Origin of the sequence: Paraburkholderia phosphatilytica (assembly GCF_003443895.1) — a bacterium.
Taxonomy (GTDB): Bacteria; Pseudomonadota; Gammaproteobacteria; order Burkholderiales; family Burkholderiaceae; genus Paraburkholderia; species Paraburkholderia phosphatilytica.
In genome coordinates, this window is sequence record NZ_QQOA01000059.1 from 1 (window position 1) to 16,148 (window position 16,148).

Consider the following 16,148-nt stretch of genomic DNA (forward strand, 5'->3'; position numbering starts at 1 on the left):
CATCTTGGCCATGAACCGTTCCTCCGATCAAGGTACTGACCTTATAACGCGCGAACTGAAGGTCGGTTGTCATGGATTAAGTAAACCTCAATAAGGGTGAAACGCTACGGTTTAGCGAACCGCACGAGAAGGGTGAAGCAGCCCTGAACATGCGTTGCGAGCGTCAATGGCAAATTCCGTATAGTTGAATTCATTCGGATGCCTGCTCATCTTCGAGACTGGTCGTGTCCTCAAGCGGCGCACCGACGATCGCGGCGACAAGCCCCAGTACTCCTCTCTTTTCACGAGGCCTCAATTCACGATAGCCGGCGAGAAGTCGCTCCTCGTCCTCCTCAAGGGCAAGTGTCGCAAGTTCAGATGTCCGCCCAGTCAGCAGATACTGGACGTCGACACCGACCTGCGCTATCCGAGCCAGATAACTGGCGTCCGGAAATCTGAGGCCCTTTTCGTAATTGAACTGCGCGTGTTTCTGCACGCCGCCGACATTCGCGAAATCCGTCTGGGTCATGTGCAGGCGACGTCGCTCCTGCTTCAGGCGAATGGCAAAGGTATCCATTCGTGAACTCTCTATTGACATTCTTTCTTTTGAATACTATTGTGGATTGTGTATTCGGATGACTACCTGCCCATGGTATCGCGCCAGGGCGCAGTCATACCTGTCTGCGCGTTGGCAGACAGTTCGATATCTCGTGAGAGAGGAAATCCCATGTCAATTGCCTACGAAATCCGCGGCGCGCTGCCAGTCCGTGCCGACTTCAGGCGCACGCATGCCAGACAGCTCGCCGAAACTCTCGCAAATCCTGCAGATGTCTACTTTGCCACGGACGCCGTCACCCAATCGCTTGTCTTACGCGTCAGAGGTGCACTTTCGGACGATGAACAGAAGTCGGTTGAAGACACGCTGAGACAGTTTTCACGCAGGTGGGCAATTGCAGGCGCCATCTTCAGCCGACAGCGCTACGGCCATCATTCATTCGTGCTTTTTGGCGTGACGCCCCACGTCAGCCTGCTCGACGAACTTGCACAGTTGCGCGTGCAGTTCGATGTGTTACTGGCACGTCAGGCCGAAGTCCTTGAACAGTTCGCCACAGCAGAACAGCAGTCCGTAACCTGATTACGGGAAACACATCTGACACTTGCCAGCGTATGCGGAGGTTTGCAATGGAGAAAGCAATCTACGTCCTGTCGGGTTCAATCCCTGTACACGACGACTTGGAAGTGGAACAGATCGAGCGGCTCACGCGGCACATAAGCGGGTTCGCAGAAGTGTACCTCGGACACGATGAAGTCGCACACGCTGTATCGCTGCGCGTTTCAGGCACGATGCTGCGGGACGATGCCCGTTTAATCGACCGGCGCATTGAAAAATTCGCGGAAGAGTACTGCAGCGCCGGGGCAATCCTTCTGAGCGAGTGGAACGGCCTGACGAGATGGCTCGTGGTCGGGATGAACTGGCATGTGCAGTGCCTTGTCAGGCTGGGCGCTGTGCAGGAACAGTTCGCGAGGTTGATAGAACGGGATTTCGATTTTCTGGTGAGACTTGAACCACCGGACGGGAGCAGTGGTGGCCTAAGCCAGCATCTGATGAGCGTTTCAATCTCAACCTGAGAGCCAACGGCATCCGGACACGTGAATTGGTCATGCGCACGACGTCCAGCTTCTGCGACCAATGGGGCATCGGCAACAAGGTCCCGCAACCATTTCAGCCATTTGAACAGGTGATGATCGGGCTTTTCGCAGAACCCGTCGTCTGTCGTGATCTGGTTGCATCAGCCGGTCAGCACTCGTCTATCCACTGTACTGCTCCGCTTCTGCCACTGGTCCCCTGGACAAAGAGTCGCCCGTCGTGTTGTGAATTCGTTGAGTTGCGGCGGACGATTCCGAAGAACCAGAGTCTCGCGCCTCAGTTGCGATAGAGCGCAACGCACTTGCTGGCAGGGGCAGGGCCTCGAGGTGTGCAGGATCCCTTGGCCAGAACTCCGGCAACAGCCCTCAGACGGTCTGCGAGTTCATCGAGTTTGGAGATGCTCTCCGACGCACGTGATGGTCACCTGCATCCAGAATCTGACGACCGGCGAACATCGCAACGTCAGGCGCTCGCAACAAAACTTCGCGTCGCTGACCATTGCTTCGCACGCGAAAGGACAACGTAATCGCAACGCGATAAATGCTGCGAATGCGCGCATAAAATGCGGCATTCAATCGCTAATCCACGCAGCAAACGTTTCACACAAACTTCTTACACAGTCTCCATACTACGCAGCGCATCGCGTGGCCCGCTCTTCGTCACGCGTCACATCAAGCGATTTAACCATCGGTTCTGTGTGGAGACGTCATGCATCTTCGAATGCCTGTCGCGCTCGCGTTGCTGGCGAGCGTGAGCCTGTGCCTGACCGCCTGTGGTCCCGACGAATCCGCTTCGACGTCCGCCACGTCCGTCTCCAACGCGCAGCAATCCACACCGCCGCAATCCGCTTCCATCAACGATCCGGTGAATCTCCAGGCTGCCGTCACGTCCGGCGAGCAGCAGCAGGTCGCGCCGATCGTGCACTATGCGCCGGACACCAGCTCTGCCCAGTAGACGTCAACGCGTGCGACTTCTTCACAAGATCAAGGTGAATCCATGACATCGAATAGCCGTCGTCGTTTTCTGCAATCCGTCGCTTCGACCGCAGGTGCCGCTGCGGCGATGACCGTCTTCCCCGAGTCGATCCGCCGCGCGCTCGCCATTCCGGCGTCGTCGCGCACGGGCACGATCCGCGATGTCGAGCACATCGTCGTGTTCATGCAGGAAAACCGTTCGTTCGACCACTACTTCGGCCACCTGCGCGGCGTGCGCGGCTACAACGACCGCTTCCCGATTCCGCTGCCGAACGGCAACCCGGTGTGGAAGCAACCGTCGGCGGAGAATTCGGCGACGCCGGTGATTCCGTTTCACCTGAACACGCAGACGACGAGCGCGCAGTGCGTCGGCGATCTGGATCACTCGTGGTACAAGACGCAGTACGCAATCGACTTCGGCAAGTACGACGCATGGGCCGCGAACAAGACGGACATGACGATGGGCTATCACCTGCGCGCGGACATTCCGTTCCACTACGCGCTCGCCGATGCCTTCACGGTGTGCGACCACTACTTCTGTTCGCTGCCTGGACCGACGCACCCGAACCGTTCGTATCTGATGACAGGCACGGTCGATCCGACCGGCAAGTACGGCGGCCCGCTGCTCGACAACAACGACTACGTGGACGGCGACGGCCCGCCGACGTATCAGCTGCTGTCGTGGCAGACCTTCCCGGAGCGCCTGGATGCGGCCGGCGTGTCGTGGCAGGTGTATCAGCAGGGCCTGACGGGCGCCGATCCGCTGAACGGCAATTACGGCACCAACGTGCTGATGAACTTCACGCAGTACATCAACGCGCCGGTCGGCTCGTCGCTGTACAACCGCGCGATGTCGGTGCGTACCGTCGACCAGCTGAAGGCCGACGTGCTCGCGAACAATCTGCCGCAGGTGTCGTGGCTGCTGCCGCCGGCCGCGTATTCGGAGCACCCGTCGTACACGCCGGCGTATGGCGCCGAATACACGTCGCAGATCCTCGATGCGCTGACGGCGAACCCGGAGGTGTGGAGCAAGACCGTGCTCTTCATCATGTACGACGAGAACGACGGCTTCTTCGATCACATGGTGCCGCCGCAACCGGCGACGACGCGCGCGCAGGGTCTGTCGACGGTCAGCGTCGACGGCGAAATCCACAACGTCGTGAATCCACAGCGCGGCGGCAGCTACACCGCCGACGGCTATCCGTACGGCCTCGGTCCGCGCGTGCCGATGACGGTTGTCTCGCCGTGGTCGAAGGGCGGCTTCCTGTGCTCGCAGGTATTCGATCACACGTCGGTGATCCGCTTCATCGGCGAGCGTTTCGGCGTGAACGAGCCGAACATCACGCAATGGCGCCAGGCAGTGTGCGGCGACCTCACGAGCGCGTTCGACTTCCGTACGCCGGATGCGTCGTTCCCATCGCTGCCAGACACAAGTAACTACATCGCGATGGCGGACGAGCAGTGCGCGTCGAACCCGAAGCCGACAGTGCCGACCGCGCCGACGCCGGTCGATCCGCAGGAGCCGGGCGTGCGTCTCGCGCGTCCGCTGCCGTACGAGCTATATGTGCATGGCCACGTCGACACGTCGAAGAACGAGTTCGCGATCGAGTTCTCGAATCTCGGCGAGCAGGGCGCGCACTTCTGGGTGTACGCGATGAATCGCACCGATGGCCCGTGGCGCTATACGGTTGAAGCGCACAAGTCGCTGCGCGACACGTGGAGCCTCGCGAACACGAACGGCGTGTACGAGTTCATCGTCTACGGTCCGAACGGTTTCGTGCGTCAGTTCTGGGGTTCGGCTGCGAGCGCCGTGCAGAACGCGCAATCGGGCAATCATGGCCGCGTCGCGCTGCCGGAAGTGACGGCGGGCTATGACGTCGCGAATGGCAACCTGCATCTGAAGCTGACGAATCGCGGCGGCGCACCGGTGCAACTGTCGATCGTCGACAACGCGTATGGCGCGCCGTCGCGCCACTTCACGCTCTTGCCGGGTCTGCAGATCGAAGAAGCGTATGTGCTCGCGTCGAGCCATCACTGGTACGACCTGTCGGTGTCGGACGGTAACGTGTATCTGCGCCGCCTCGCGGGTCACGTCGAGAACGGCCGCCCGAGCTTCTCGGATCCGGCCGCGACGATGCCGATCATGTCGTTCTGATGCGGTTGATAGTGTAGCGGGTTGGGTTATGTTGGGCTGGCTTGAAGGAAAAAGCGGTTCGCGCGTTGTGCGTGAACCGCTTTGTTATTTTGTGTTTGCCGCCCCAACTCACCCCTTCGGCGCCACCAGATTCGCATCCCGCGCCAGCCGCCAGCGCCCATCGCTGCCTTTGCGCAGCACCGTCAGCGTATAGCCCGCATGCCGCATCGTGCGGCTACCGTCGGGCGTCGTGATCGAGATGTCGAGATAGTTGCGCAGCCACGCCCATTCGCCGTTCACGTTCACTTCGAGCACGTCGGCACGACCATCCATCTGCGTGCCCTGCATCTGCTGCGACATCGCGCGGAATACGTCCTTGCCGAACGGTTCCTGGCCCGGGACCATGAACACCATGTCGTCGGTCATCAGGTCCATCAAGGTGGTGAGATCGCCGCGCTTGCTCGCGGTCATCCAAGTGTCGACCACGTCGCGGACTGCTCGCTCGTCGTTCGTCATGTCGCTGCTCCTTTTCGAATTGCATCAGGTCACAGCTTACATGCAAGCATCGTGCACGATGCCTGCTGCGCCGCGCGAATGCCTTCAGCGCGCGCTACTTCGTGAGCTTCACGCCCTTGTCGAGCACCTCGCCCGTATGCGTATCGAAAAGCCACGCACCATCGAGTTCGTAGTAAAGCGTGGTGCGATGGATAAACTTGAGCGTCGGGTCGTCGTCGCTCGGTTCGATGCGCGCATCGGTCTGCAGCATGAACGGCCGGATCAGATGGCCGACGAGCGCGACCGCGAGCGAGTTCTGCGTGCGCCCGAACGTCGCCTCGTCCATCCGCGTGCTCAGCGATAGCGTGCGGTTCGAATCGGCATGTGCAACGACGAGCCCCGCGATGTCGATCTTCTGGATGAAGCCGCGCTTCTCGGCATCCGGAGCCACGGTCAGTCGGTAGCCGCTCTTGCCCTTCACCGTCTTCGCCAGCACGATGTCGTCCTCGCCCTCGTCGGAGAGATCGGCTTCGATCGACAGGCGGTGACGATCGCGGTCGTACAGCACGCCACGCGACAGCGGCACGACGAATGCAGTCTCCGGAACATTCGCTGCGGCGAGTTTCTCGCGGTCGCCGTGTTCTTCGAGCAGTTCCTTCACGACCGACTGCTTGACGGGCGTCGTGGTGTACAGGCCGGCCACCTTCAACCGCCGCTCGAGTTCCTTCAAGTCCGCGCCTTCGAACTCCGGCCCGAACGTTGTAGCGTCACGCGCGACCACCGGCACCTGCCCCGGCATGCCGTTGCCCGCGACGGCGGCCGCATGGGCGTCGAGCGACGCAAACGGCGCGAGCGGCGACAGCGCCGCGCACAGCAATAACAACGTGCGCAGGCGACCTGTGGTGGAGCGGGCGGCAAAGCGGATCTTCATGGCAAAGCGCGTGAGGGCGACGTGTTGTTATATCGACCGATCTTACTGTGTGTCGCGCGATTCTGCGCGGCGCGCGAAACGTAAGTCCGGGCTCGCACACCCTCCGTCGTTTACCGTTTGTTAGCGGCGCCGCCCGCAAACGTTAGCGCGCGGAACGCTGCCCGTAAGCGGCGTCGATGGTACCGAAGAGCGTCCAGAACGCGGGCGGCGTGCGCCCGTTCAAACGCTCGCGCAGCACTTCGAGATGCACGTGCCAGCCGCCCGTCACGCTGCGGCGCGCGTCCGGCGTGCCGAACTGCCGGTGCGTCAGCACGAGCTTCACGTGATCGCCCTCGTCCGTCAGCTCGATCAGGACTTCCGACGGTCCGCCGTCCATGCCATCGCTCCACGTGAAGCCGAGCACGTGCGGCGGCTCGAAGCGCGTCACGCGATGCTCGGAGCGATGCCCATGCTCGATCGCGCGAAACCGCTCGGGAATCGGCGCCTGATGCGGCGACAGGTCCGCGTGATGGAAAAGCAGCTCGAACGGCGCGCCGATCTCGGCTTTCATGTCGCCAGCGGCGAGCCACTGCGCGCGCCGGTCGGACTCCACGAGATACGACCACACGCGTTCGATCGGGCCCGGCGCGCGGCGCGTGAAACACACGGACTGCGCGTCGGGCTGCTCGGGAAAATCTGCCTCGTCGATCATGCTTCATCTCCTTGGGTTGGGGCCCCGTCCGGCGGTGCGTCTGCATCCGCACTTGCATCCGCGGCCGCGTCGCGGCGCAACAGCGTGTCCAGCACGTCGAGCCGCGCGGCCCAGAAGCGCTCGTAGAAGCGCAGCCATTCGTCGGCGGCGGCGAGCGGACCGGGCTCCATCCGGCATACGTGCGAACGCCCGTCCACGCGCCGCCGCAACAGGCCCGCGTCTTCGAGCACCTTCACGTGCTTCGATACCGCCGCGAACGACATCGAGAACGGCTCCGCGAGCTCGCGGATATTGCGTTCGCCGTCGGCGAGCCGGCGCAGCAGCGCGCGGCGCGTGGGGTCGGCGAGCGCGTGAAAGATGCCATCGAGATCGGCGAACGGGTTCGGCATGGCGGCATACATGAAGGACACGGCACCTATATTAAACCATATGGTTGAATGTTTTGAAGAGGCTGCTCACATTCGTCTGAAGTGCCGCAATGGATTCATGCTGGGCCCGTAGTCTTGACACCCCGGCGTTGCATTTCTTCCGAGCAATGCGCAGAACGAAGCCCGAAGGGCGACTCACACGGGGGCCTTTGCGTCAACATCGGTGAAAAAATAGCGGGCCGTCGTGCGATTTACCGATTCAATTGGCGAAAGGCAACGCAGCGTCCTTTAATCGAAAACCCTGCCTGCGGCTGGGAACTTTTGCCGGGTTCGCCCGGTATGAACTGCCAGTGCTCGACCGACCTGATGCACGACTACAAGAAACGATACTGATCGCGAACGCCCCCCGGAGAGTCCGATGACCCAGACCCAAACCAACGTTGACGAAGTCGTGCAGTCCATCGCAGCCGAAACGAACACCCCCGCCGAAACCGTCTCCCAGCTGTACGCCGATACGCTAGCCACCTATCGCAACGACGCGCGGATCTTCGATTACGTTCCGCTCTTCGTCGCCCGCAAAGTCCGGGAAACGCTGCTGCAATCGCCGCAACGGCATTAGCGGGGGCTGGTATGGCGCTGGCAGGCGTCGGCATGGCCAAGGTCGACGCGCGTCGCACGGGTCTCTAGCGAGCTTCGGATCGCCGTCGAAGGATTCGCGTCTCGACACGACGGCGCATAACCCATCGCGCAAGCTGTTCGCGGTCCATCTCGTAGGGCGCGCGCCCTCGCGACCGCGCGGCTTGCCATGCTTCCCGACCCGATCTCGCCCGTCCATTCGAGCGCAGCGGACAGCGTCGACACGCCGCCCGCCGGCTCGGCACAACCGCAACCGGGCGCCCCCTCGCGTCTCTCGCCGGACCGCAAGCTGAGCGGCGTGCTTGCGGGCTTGCCTGCCGCGATCAAGCGGAGCGCCAATGCGGCCTATGCAGCTGGCGCTGCCGGTATCGCGCATGGCTCGATGGTTGCGCGGAAGACCACCACGCCGATCGGCAAATCGCGCTTCCCGTCGGTGCAGGCGTTTTCGGAAGCGGCCTTCACGAAGTACCAGAGCCTCGTCGACGAAGGTTATGCCCGCGCGGAACGCGCGCTGCAACGCGGCAGGCTGCAGATTCCGCACGGCGTATCAACGAACACGGTGCTCGGCCAGCTCACCGACGACTACGCGCGCACCGGCATGAAGGACTGGCTCGCCGACGAAGGCATCGGCGAAGGGCTCGGCAAGCTGATCCAGGTGAACCGGCAGATGCACGATCCGTCGGGCAGCTCCGCGTACCGCATTCCCGACATCCGCATTCCCGGGGCAAAGCAGATCTACGATGCGACGCTCGCGCGCAAATCGTGGACGTGGCCGCAGATTCGCGGCTTCCATCGCTTCTCGAGCGGCAGCGTCGTGACGATCGTCAGGCCGTCGCAATTGGGCGGATCGTATAGCATCATCCCTCGTTAGCCATTTCGGCGAGGACAAGGACAGCGTATGGCGGCAAAGATCGAATCCCTTCCGGACCTGCGGGCGCGCATCAGCTGGATCGTGCTGTCGGCGCCGGATGAATTTCCAACCACCGGCTCGTTCGGCAGCGACCAGGCGAAGAACCTCGTCGCCGCGTTCGCGCTGCTCGACGATGCGTTCCCGCTGGTGGAAAAAAAGATCGGCGATCCGGCGCGATTGGCGCAGCTCCGGCAGATGCTCAACGATGCGCTCGCCGCGTATCAGCAAGGCGACGACATCAAAGGCGCGCATCTGCTGCAGGACTTCCAGAACGCGGTGTTTCCGGATCGCTTCAACGAATACGAGGCGAGCAAAGGCGGCGAATAAACGGCCCGGCCAGGCAAAACAAAACGCCCGCACGAGGCGGGCGTTCCTTGCTACTGCCTGCTACTACTGCTGCTGCGAGATAAAGGAAAAGCGAGCGACGCTAATCAGCTCTTCTGCGTCGACGCCTGGTAAATCTCTTCGATGGCCTCACCCAGCGACGCGTTGAATTCCGCATCGCTCATGTCTTTCCTGAGGTCGTCGATCAGCGCACGCGAGAAGCTCGCGATCATCTTGCGGTTGTGCGACAGCTTTTCGCACGCCACCTTGCGCGAATAGCCGCCCGACAGCGCCACCACGCTCAGCACCTTCGCGTGCTCGGCGAGCGGAAGATACAGGTTGTTTTCATCGGGAATGGTCAGCTTGAGCATAACCGGACCTTGCGCGGACCACGCATCGAGATGCTTCGCGATCTGGTCGCGCAGGATCTGCTCGGCCTTCGCCTTGTGCGGGCTCTTGATCGACACCTCAGGCTCGATGATCGGCACGAGACCATGCGCGGCGATCTGCTTGCCGACCTCGAACTGCTGTTCGACGATCGCCGCGATGCCCTTCTCGGATGCGTCGTTGATCACCGAGCGCATCTTCGTGCCGAACACGCCCAGGCTGACCGCGCGCGCGAGCAGTTCGTCGAGCTTCGGGATCGGCCTCATCAGCCGCACGCCGTCCGCTTCGTCTTCCAGACCTTTATCGACCTTCAGGAACGGCACGACGCCGCGGTTTTCCCACAGGTATGACGGCACCGGCCGGCCTTCGGCCTCGCCGTTCATGGTCGCCTCGAACAGGATCGCGCCGATCACGCGGTCGCCCGTGAACGCCGGCGACGTGATGATGCGAACGCGCATCTCGTGAATCAGCCGGAACATCTGCTCGTCGTTGCTGTAGGCGTCTTCCCGCACGCCGTACTGGCGCAGCGCGCCGGGGGTCGACCCGCCGCTCTGGTCGAGGGCCGCGATGAAGCCCTGCGAGTTCGCCATCTGCTGAAGCATCTTGTCGTTCGCCACGAGAGTTCCTCCTAGGTTGCGCAGTTTTGCGTATTCGAAACAGCGTACCGCGAGCCGTCGCAAACAGCCACGGGTTATCGCCGATTGGCGTTATATGACCGATTTTTGTGCATGACGACCGTTCGGAGGACCGCTGTTCTGCCCGGCGGCGTGTGCTATGACTCGCCACGCGGGCATGCTCTCGATGCGTTCACGTCATCGTCATTTCGCGGTCCATTCGCGCGCCTGCGCCTGCGCGAAATCCCGGTACGACCGCGGCGGCCGGCCGAGCAGCGCCGCGAGCCGCGCGACGTCGTCCTTCGTCGCCACCGCTCCGTCCTGCTGGTAGCGCCGCATCATCAGCCGCATGTCGTACGCGAGCCAGCCCGGCGCGGCCGCCTTCAGGCGCGACTCCAGCACGTCGAGGTCGTCGCCGGCGTAGCGGATCGGACGGTCCAGCGCGTCCGACCAGATCGACGTGACGTTCTCGGCAGCCAGCGCATCGGGGCCCACCAGTGCCCAGCTATCGCGCGGCAGCGGCTGCGCGGCCTGCTCGCGCCGTAGCAGTTCCCGTGCCGCGGCCTCGCCGATGTCGCGCACGTCGACCATCGAAATGCCCTTCTGTCCGATCGGCATTCCATAGACGCCGTGCGTCAGCAGCGGCTCCTTCTGTCGCGCGTCGTTCTGGATGAAGTACGCGGGACGCAGCACCGAAGCCGGCACGTCGCACGCGTCGAACAGCCGCTCGACGGTCTCCTTGCTCGCGAAGTGCGGGACGTCCGCATACTCGGCGCCGCGGAACACGGACAGATAGACGATGCCCTTTACGCCCGCGTCGCGCGCGAGGTTCACGGCCTGCATCGCCTGCGTGAGTTCGTCCGGCGCGTTCGGCGCGAGCAGGAACATCGTGCTGACGCCTTGCAGCGCGTTGCGCATCGCGTCGAGGTCGGACAGCTCGCCCTGGACGGCGGTCACGCCGGCCGGGAAGCGGGCTTTCTCGGGGCTGCGCGTCAGCGCGCGCACGTCGGCGCCGCTGTCTTGCAGATGCGCGAGCACCTGGGTGCCGACAACACCGGTACTGCCGGTAACGAGGATGGTCATGATGAAACTCCTTGAAGGTTGAGAGGGAGGCCACTTGGCCTACGGAATCAACGATATTCGTTCCGCTGATAGACCGAAAGTCCGATAATCGAGACCGTACGTCTCATCAATGGAACGATCATGGATCTCGCTGCGCTGACCGACTTCAACGCCGTCGCGCTCTATGGCGGCTTCGGTCCCGCGAGCCGCGCGCTCGGCCGGCCGAAGGCGACGCTGTCGCGGCATGTCGCCGAACTGGAGGAGAGCCTGGGCGTGCGACTGATCGAACGCGGCGCGCGCCGGCTGCGGCTGACGGACGAAGGCCGCGCGCTGCACGAGCGCACGAACGGCCTGATCGCGGAGATCGACGAGGCTGGCGAGGCGATCGCATCCCGTGCGCCCGTCGCACGCGGGCGGTTGCGCGTGAGCGCGCCGGTCGTGCTGTCGCATGTACTGCTGTGCCGGATCGCCGCGCGCTTCGCGGCGGCGTATCCACAGGTGGAGCTGGAGCTCGTCGCGGAAGACCGTATCGTCGATCCGGTCGAAGATGGCTACGACGTGGTGATTCGCGTGAATCCTCTGGATGACGAGCGGCTGGTTGGGCGGCGGATTTTTGACGATCGGCGGGTGTTGGTGGGGCTGCCGGGGGTTGCGTTGCCTACTGACGCGGCGGCTTCTTCTTCGGATGGCGCGGCGCCCGAAGTTTCTGCCGTGGTGCTGAGCACCGCGCGGCCCGAGGCCGTCTGGCGTTTTCGCACGCCTCGCGGCGATGTGGCCGAAGTGCGGCCGGTGCCGGTGCTGCGGCTATCGTCGCTGCTGATGGTGCGCGAGGCGGTACTCGAAGGCGCGGGTGTCGCGATGCTGCCGCATCTGCTCACCGCGCGCGACATCGCCGAAGGCCGGCTCGTCCTGCTCGGCGAAGCGGAGGGTCCGGCGGTCGCGATCTGGGCGCTGTACAGCTCGCGGCGGCTCGTCAGCGCAAAGGTGCGGGCGTTTCTCGACATGCTGCCGCAGGTGGAATAGCCTCGCCTGGCGCTGGTGTCTTTGCCGCGCCCACTCACTTACGCAAACAGATCGATGCCCTGCACCAGCCGCTTCGCGAGCCGCGGCTGCTGCAGCTGATCGACCCACCATTGCAGCGCGCGGCCGTCCTGGTCGCCGCGCCAGCCCACGTAAAGCGTGTTCGGTTCGCGCGGATCGGCGGTTTTCTTCTCGACGAGTTCGCCGCGCTTCAGCAGCGACGCAATTCGATGACGCGGCAGCCAACCGACGCCGAGACCATCGCGCTGCGCAAGGATCTTCGCGCGCATCGTGGGTAGCGCGAGCGCTGCCTGGCCGCCGACCACGCCATACACGCGCCCGCCCGTGAGCCGCGACGAATCCGCCACCACCACGCCGCGATGCTGCGCGATCGCATCGCGCGACAGCGGTTCTTTTTCGGCCGCAAGCGGATGACGCGGCGACACGGCGAACACCCACTCCATCACGCCCAGCTCGGCCCAGCGCAGCCCGGGAATGGACGGCGGCTCGTTCGTCGCGCCAATCACAAGTTCCGCGCGGCCGTCGCGCAGCGCTTCCCATGTGCCCGCGAGCACTTCATGCGTGAAGCGCAGCTTCACGCCGGAGCGCAACGCATCGAACGAGCGCACGACTGGCATCAGCGTCTCGAACTCGAGGATCTCATCGGTGACGATCCACAAGCGGTCTTCCCAGCCGCTCGCCACCTGGCGCACGCGCTGCGTGAGACGCGTGACGTCCTGCATCAGGCGCTCCGCTTCATCCGCCAGCAGCTGGCCCGCCGGCGTCAGCTGCAGGCGGTAGCCGCGCCGGTCGAACAGCAGCGCATCGAAACGGCCCTCCAGCTGCCGCGCCGCGTGCGACACGGTGGACGGCGCCTTGCCGAGCCGCGCCGCCGCGCGAGACAGACTGCCGCTCGCGCGGATGGCCTGCAACAGGCTCAATTCCTCCTCTGACAACATGTTCGACTCCATCGAACGAGTTCATCGCGACGATCGTACGGCAACGCGCTCCGATACGTCCATCATGGCTTCATACCATCCGATTCAAGGAGAACATCATGGAACGCTTCACAGGAAAGACCGTACTCGTCACCGGCGGTAACAGCGGCATCGGCCTCGCGGCCGCGCAAGCCTTCGCGGTGGAAGGCGCACGGGTAATCGTCACCGGCCGCGACGCGGCCACGCTCGAAACCGCGCGAGCTTCGCTCGGCGCGAACGCGCTCGCCATTCAGAACGAAACCGGCAGCATCGCTTCGGCGCAAGCGCTCGCGCGTCGTCTGAAGGATGAAGGCGTCACGCTCGACGCGATTTTCATCAACGCCGGCATCGCGCAATTCTCGCCGTTCAGCGACGTGTCGGAAGATTTGTGGGACCGCACCTTTGACGTCAACGTCAAAGGCCCGTACTTCCAGCTTCAAGCGCTGCTGCCGATCCTCAACAACGGCGCTTCGATCGTGCTGAACGGCTCGATCAACGCGCACATCGGTATGCCGAACTCGTCGGTGTACGCCGCGAGCAAAGCGGCGCTGATCACGTTCGCGAAGACGCTTTCGTCCGAACTGCTGCCGCGCGGCATTCGCGTGAACGTGGTGAGCCCCGGCCCGGTGACGACGCCGCTCTACGGCAAGCTCGGCCTCGATGCCGCCACGCTCGAAACGACGGCCGCGCAGATCAAGACGCAAGTGCCGCTCGGCCGCTTCGGCAACGTGGAAGAAATCGCCGCGACGGTGCTGCATCTTGCGTCGAGCGAATCGGGCTTCATCGTCGGCACCGAGATCATTGCCGATGGCGGGATGAGCCAGCTTTGATGGAGCGCGCGGCGCGAATGCGTTCGCTTCAAGCGCCGCGCGATTCCGCGCAAAGTTCGCGAATCGTGCGGGCCAGCGTTGCGATCAACCTGTCCGCACGTTCAGCAGGCACGTTCGCATAGCCGAGCATGAAGCCGTTGTAAGCGGTGTCATGCGCGTTTGCTCCATCACGCATGCAATACCCGCTCAGCGCTGCGACATGCAACCCGTGCGGCTTCACCGCATCGCTCACCTCATGATCCATCAGCGGCGCGTCGAGACGCATCGTCAGATGCATGCCGCCGCCGTCGCTCGATAGCGTCACGAGGTCTGGCATATGTCGCTCGATCGCAGCGGCCGCCGCATCGCGGCGCTGCTGATACAGCCGCCGCATTCTGCGCAGGTGCCGTGCGTACTGCCCGCTTTCGATGAAGTCCGCGAGCGCGAGCTGATCCGCGACGCGTCCCTGCCGCGCGATTTCCGTATGCGCGACACTGAACTCCGCCACGCGTGACGCCGGCACGATCATGAAGCCCATCCGCAACGCGGGGAACATCGTCTTGCTGAAGGTACCGAGGTACACGACGGGCGCATCGTCGGCGAGCCCCTGCACCGACGGCAGCGGCGGCCCGCCATGGCGCAGCTCGCTGTCGTAGTCGTCTTCGACGATCCATGCGCCGCATTGCAGCGCGTTGCCGATCAACAGACGCCGCCGCTCCAGGCTCAGCACGCTGCCAAGCGGATACTGATGCGACGGCGTCACGTAGATGAGCCGCGGCGGTTGCGATTGCCAGAGCGCATCGGCCGGCGCGAGGCCGGCTGCATCCACCGGCACCGGAACAAGTTCGAGCCCTGCGGATTCGAACGCGGCTCGCGCGCCGTGATAACCGGGGTTTTCCACCCACACCCGTTCGCCGGGGTCCGCGAAGAGCCGCGCGCACAGGTCGAGTGCGGCCTGCGTGCCTTCGGTGACGAACACCTGATCCGCCGTACAGCGCACACTGCGCGACACGCGCACGTATTCCGCGATCGCGCGGCGCAGCGCCGGATGCCCCGCACTCACGCCGTAGCCGAGATCGCGCGCATCGACCGCACGCCACGCACGGTCCACGCTCGCGCGCCACTGCGCGACCGGGAACGCGTCGAGTGCCGGCACGCCGGGGCGAAACGCGGTGAGCTCGGGACCGTATGTGCGCTCGCGCGGCAGACGGACGGCACGGCGCGAGAGCTTGCTGGTCAGCAGCGCAGTCTCTCCACGCACGGGCGTCCGTAAAGACAAAGACGACGGCGCGACCCGGCTCACCACCGAGCCATGGCGGCTCGTCGTGATGAAGCCCTGCTCCGCGAGCCGTTCGTACGCGTACAGCACCGAATTGCGCGCGATGCCAAGCTGCTCCGCGAGCGCGCGCGATGGAACCAGCTGACTGCCGGGCCGGATATCGCCATCGAGAATCGCCTTGCGCAGGCACTCGTACAGCAACGACTGCTGCGTCATCCGCTGGCTCGACGCGGCGGCAAGGTTCGACATCAACAGCTGATAGTCCAGCACGGTGGCTCCATCGTTTCCAGGTTCTGTGGAGCTAACAATGGTGCCACAGAACGCCTATCGTGCCAGCATCCACCACGCTGTCCGCCATCGAGGAATGCGATGAACGCCACTGCAACACCCGCTGCAACACCTGCCGCACCGCTCACCGTGCGCGCCGTCCGTCCCGAGGATTTCGACAACTGGCTGCCGCTGTGGGACGGCTACAACCGCTTCTACGGCCGCTTCGGCGACACCGCGTTACCGGCCGCGCTGACGCAGCTCACGTGGTCGCGGTTCTTCGATGGTTACGAGCCGATGCATGCGTTCGTCGCAGAACGCGATGGGCGGCTCGTCGGGCTCGTGCACTTTCTGTATCACCGCAGCACGACGCTCGCGGGGCCGATCTGCTATCTGCAGGATCTGTTCACGCTGGAGAGCGTGCGCGGTCAGGGCGTGGGCCGCGCGTTGATCGAGGGGGTGTATGCGGCAGCGCGAGACGCGCGCGCCGAACGGGTGTACTGGCATACGCACGAGACGAATCACACGGCGATGCGCCTGTACGACGGCGTCGCGGAGAAGGCGGGGTTCGTGATGTACCGGAAGAATCTGTAGAAGCACAAAGGGCGGCTGCCGCGTATGGCACCCGCCCTCTTCAAGTCGA

The 16,148-nt window shown here is 63.8% G+C and carries 19 protein-coding genes; 10 read left to right on the forward strand and 9 right to left on the reverse strand.

Annotated elements, in window-relative coordinates:
* Positions 1-190: 190 nt before the first annotated feature.
* Entirely contained in the window at positions 191-556 is a 366-nt protein-coding gene (locus DVS29_RS34120) for a helix-turn-helix domain-containing protein (protein ID WP_118185290.1), read from the reverse strand.
* A 150-nt stretch (positions 557-706) separates the two neighbouring features.
* On the opposite strand from DVS29_RS34120, the gene DVS29_RS34125 reads away from it, so the two are divergent.
* The 4 genes from DVS29_RS34125 (at position 707) to DVS29_RS34140 (ending at position 4,756) form a co-directional block, all read left to right on the forward strand.
* Positions 707-1,114, forward strand: a complete 408-nt coding sequence (locus tag DVS29_RS34125) for a hypothetical protein (RefSeq protein ID WP_118185292.1) — start codon at positions 707-709, stop codon at positions 1,112-1,114.
* Positions 1,115-1,161: 47 nt separating this feature from the next.
* Entirely contained in the window at positions 1,162-1,608 is a 447-nt protein-coding gene (locus DVS29_RS34130) for a hypothetical protein (protein WP_118185294.1), read from the forward strand.
* Positions 1,609-2,335: 727 nt separating this feature from the next.
* On the forward strand, positions 2,336-2,581 hold the full coding sequence (locus tag DVS29_RS34135; protein ID WP_124800750.1) for a hypothetical protein: 246 nt from the start codon (positions 2,336-2,338) through the stop codon (positions 2,579-2,581).
* A 42-nt stretch (positions 2,582-2,623) separates the two neighbouring features.
* The gene (locus DVS29_RS34140) at positions 2,624-4,756 is read left to right on the forward strand and encodes a phosphocholine-specific phospholipase C (protein WP_118185298.1); all 2,133 of its coding nucleotides are present in this window, start codon (positions 2,624-2,626) and stop codon (positions 4,754-4,756) included.
* 108 nt (positions 4,757-4,864) lie between these two features.
* On the opposite strand, the gene DVS29_RS34145 is transcribed toward DVS29_RS34140, so the two are convergent.
* The 4 genes from DVS29_RS34145 to DVS29_RS34160 form a co-directional block, all read right to left on the reverse strand.
* Complete coding sequence (locus DVS29_RS34145) at positions 4,865-5,251, reverse strand: YybH family protein (RefSeq protein WP_118185300.1); 387 nt, start codon at positions 5,249-5,251, stop codon at positions 4,865-4,867.
* A 94-nt stretch (positions 5,252-5,345) separates the two neighbouring features.
* Positions 5,346-6,161 carry a hypothetical protein gene (locus DVS29_RS34150; RefSeq protein ID WP_118185302.1) on the reverse strand — a complete coding sequence of 272 codons (816 nt, stop codon included), beginning with the start codon at positions 6,159-6,161 and terminating at the stop codon, positions 5,346-5,348.
* A gap of 142 nt (positions 6,162-6,303) precedes the next feature.
* Positions 6,304-6,852: an SRPBCC family protein gene (locus DVS29_RS34155; protein WP_118185304.1), complete on the reverse strand. Its 549-nt coding sequence runs from the start codon at positions 6,850-6,852 to the stop codon at positions 6,304-6,306.
* The gene (locus tag DVS29_RS34160; RefSeq protein WP_164708052.1) at positions 6,849-7,241 is read right to left on the reverse strand and encodes an ArsR/SmtB family transcription factor; all 393 of its coding nucleotides are present in this window, start codon (positions 7,239-7,241) and stop codon (positions 6,849-6,851) included. Before DVS29_RS34160 ends, DVS29_RS34155 begins: the two co-directional genes overlap by 4 nt.
* Positions 7,242-7,638: 397 nt before the next feature.
* On the opposite strand from DVS29_RS34160, the gene DVS29_RS34165 reads away from it, so the two are divergent.
* From DVS29_RS34165 to DVS29_RS34175, 3 genes are all read left to right on the forward strand, one after another.
* Complete coding sequence (locus DVS29_RS34165) at positions 7,639-7,839, forward strand: DUF3562 domain-containing protein (RefSeq protein WP_118185308.1); 201 nt, start codon at positions 7,639-7,641, stop codon at positions 7,837-7,839.
* A gap of 186 nt (positions 7,840-8,025) precedes the next feature.
* Entirely contained in the window at positions 8,026-8,727 is a 702-nt protein-coding gene (locus tag DVS29_RS34170; RefSeq protein WP_118185309.1) for a hypothetical protein, read from the forward strand.
* A 27-nt stretch (positions 8,728-8,754) separates the two neighbouring features.
* Positions 8,755-9,093 (forward strand): hypothetical protein, encoded by a 339-nt coding sequence (locus DVS29_RS34175; protein WP_118185311.1) that lies wholly within the window; start codon positions 8,755-8,757, stop codon positions 9,091-9,093.
* Positions 9,094-9,197: 104 nt separating this feature from the next.
* Here the strand turns inward: DVS29_RS34175 and DVS29_RS34180 are convergent, their stop codons facing one another.
* Both DVS29_RS34180 and DVS29_RS34185 read right to left on the reverse strand, forming a co-directional pair.
* Positions 9,198-10,094: a fructose bisphosphate aldolase gene (locus DVS29_RS34180; RefSeq protein WP_118185313.1), complete on the reverse strand. Its 897-nt coding sequence runs from the start codon at positions 10,092-10,094 to the stop codon at positions 9,198-9,200.
* 201 nt (positions 10,095-10,295) lie between these two features.
* On the reverse strand, positions 10,296-11,174 hold the full coding sequence (locus DVS29_RS34185) for an SDR family oxidoreductase (protein WP_118185315.1): 879 nt from the start codon (positions 11,172-11,174) through the stop codon (positions 10,296-10,298).
* A gap of 120 nt (positions 11,175-11,294) precedes the next feature.
* Between DVS29_RS34185 and DVS29_RS34190 the strand changes: the two genes are divergently transcribed.
* Positions 11,295-12,176: a LysR family transcriptional regulator gene (locus tag DVS29_RS34190; RefSeq protein WP_118185317.1), complete on the forward strand. Its 882-nt coding sequence runs from the start codon at positions 11,295-11,297 to the stop codon at positions 12,174-12,176.
* Between the two features lie 38 nt (positions 12,177-12,214).
* On the opposite strand, the gene DVS29_RS34195 is transcribed toward DVS29_RS34190, so the two are convergent.
* Positions 12,215-13,132 (reverse strand): LysR family transcriptional regulator, encoded by a 918-nt coding sequence (locus tag DVS29_RS34195; protein ID WP_118185354.1) that lies wholly within the window; start codon positions 13,130-13,132, stop codon positions 12,215-12,217.
* A gap of 98 nt (positions 13,133-13,230) precedes the next feature.
* Here DVS29_RS34195 and DVS29_RS34200 point away from each other — a divergent pair, with 98 nt between their 5' ends.
* On the forward strand, positions 13,231-13,980 hold the full coding sequence (locus tag DVS29_RS34200; RefSeq protein ID WP_118185319.1) for an SDR family oxidoreductase: 750 nt from the start codon (positions 13,231-13,233) through the stop codon (positions 13,978-13,980).
* Between the two features lie 28 nt (positions 13,981-14,008).
* On the opposite strand, the gene pdxR is transcribed toward DVS29_RS34200, so the two are convergent.
* Positions 14,009-15,505 carry a MocR-like pyridoxine biosynthesis transcription factor PdxR gene (gene pdxR, locus DVS29_RS34205; protein WP_420816187.1) on the reverse strand — a complete coding sequence of 499 codons (1,497 nt, stop codon included), beginning with the start codon at positions 15,503-15,505 and terminating at the stop codon, positions 14,009-14,011.
* Between the two features lie 102 nt (positions 15,506-15,607).
* On the opposite strand from pdxR, the gene DVS29_RS34210 reads away from it, so the two are divergent.
* Positions 15,608-16,099, forward strand: coding sequence for a GNAT family N-acetyltransferase (locus DVS29_RS34210; protein WP_118185321.1), 492 nt, complete (start codon positions 15,608-15,610; stop codon positions 16,097-16,099).
* Positions 16,100-16,148 lie beyond the last annotated feature (49 nt).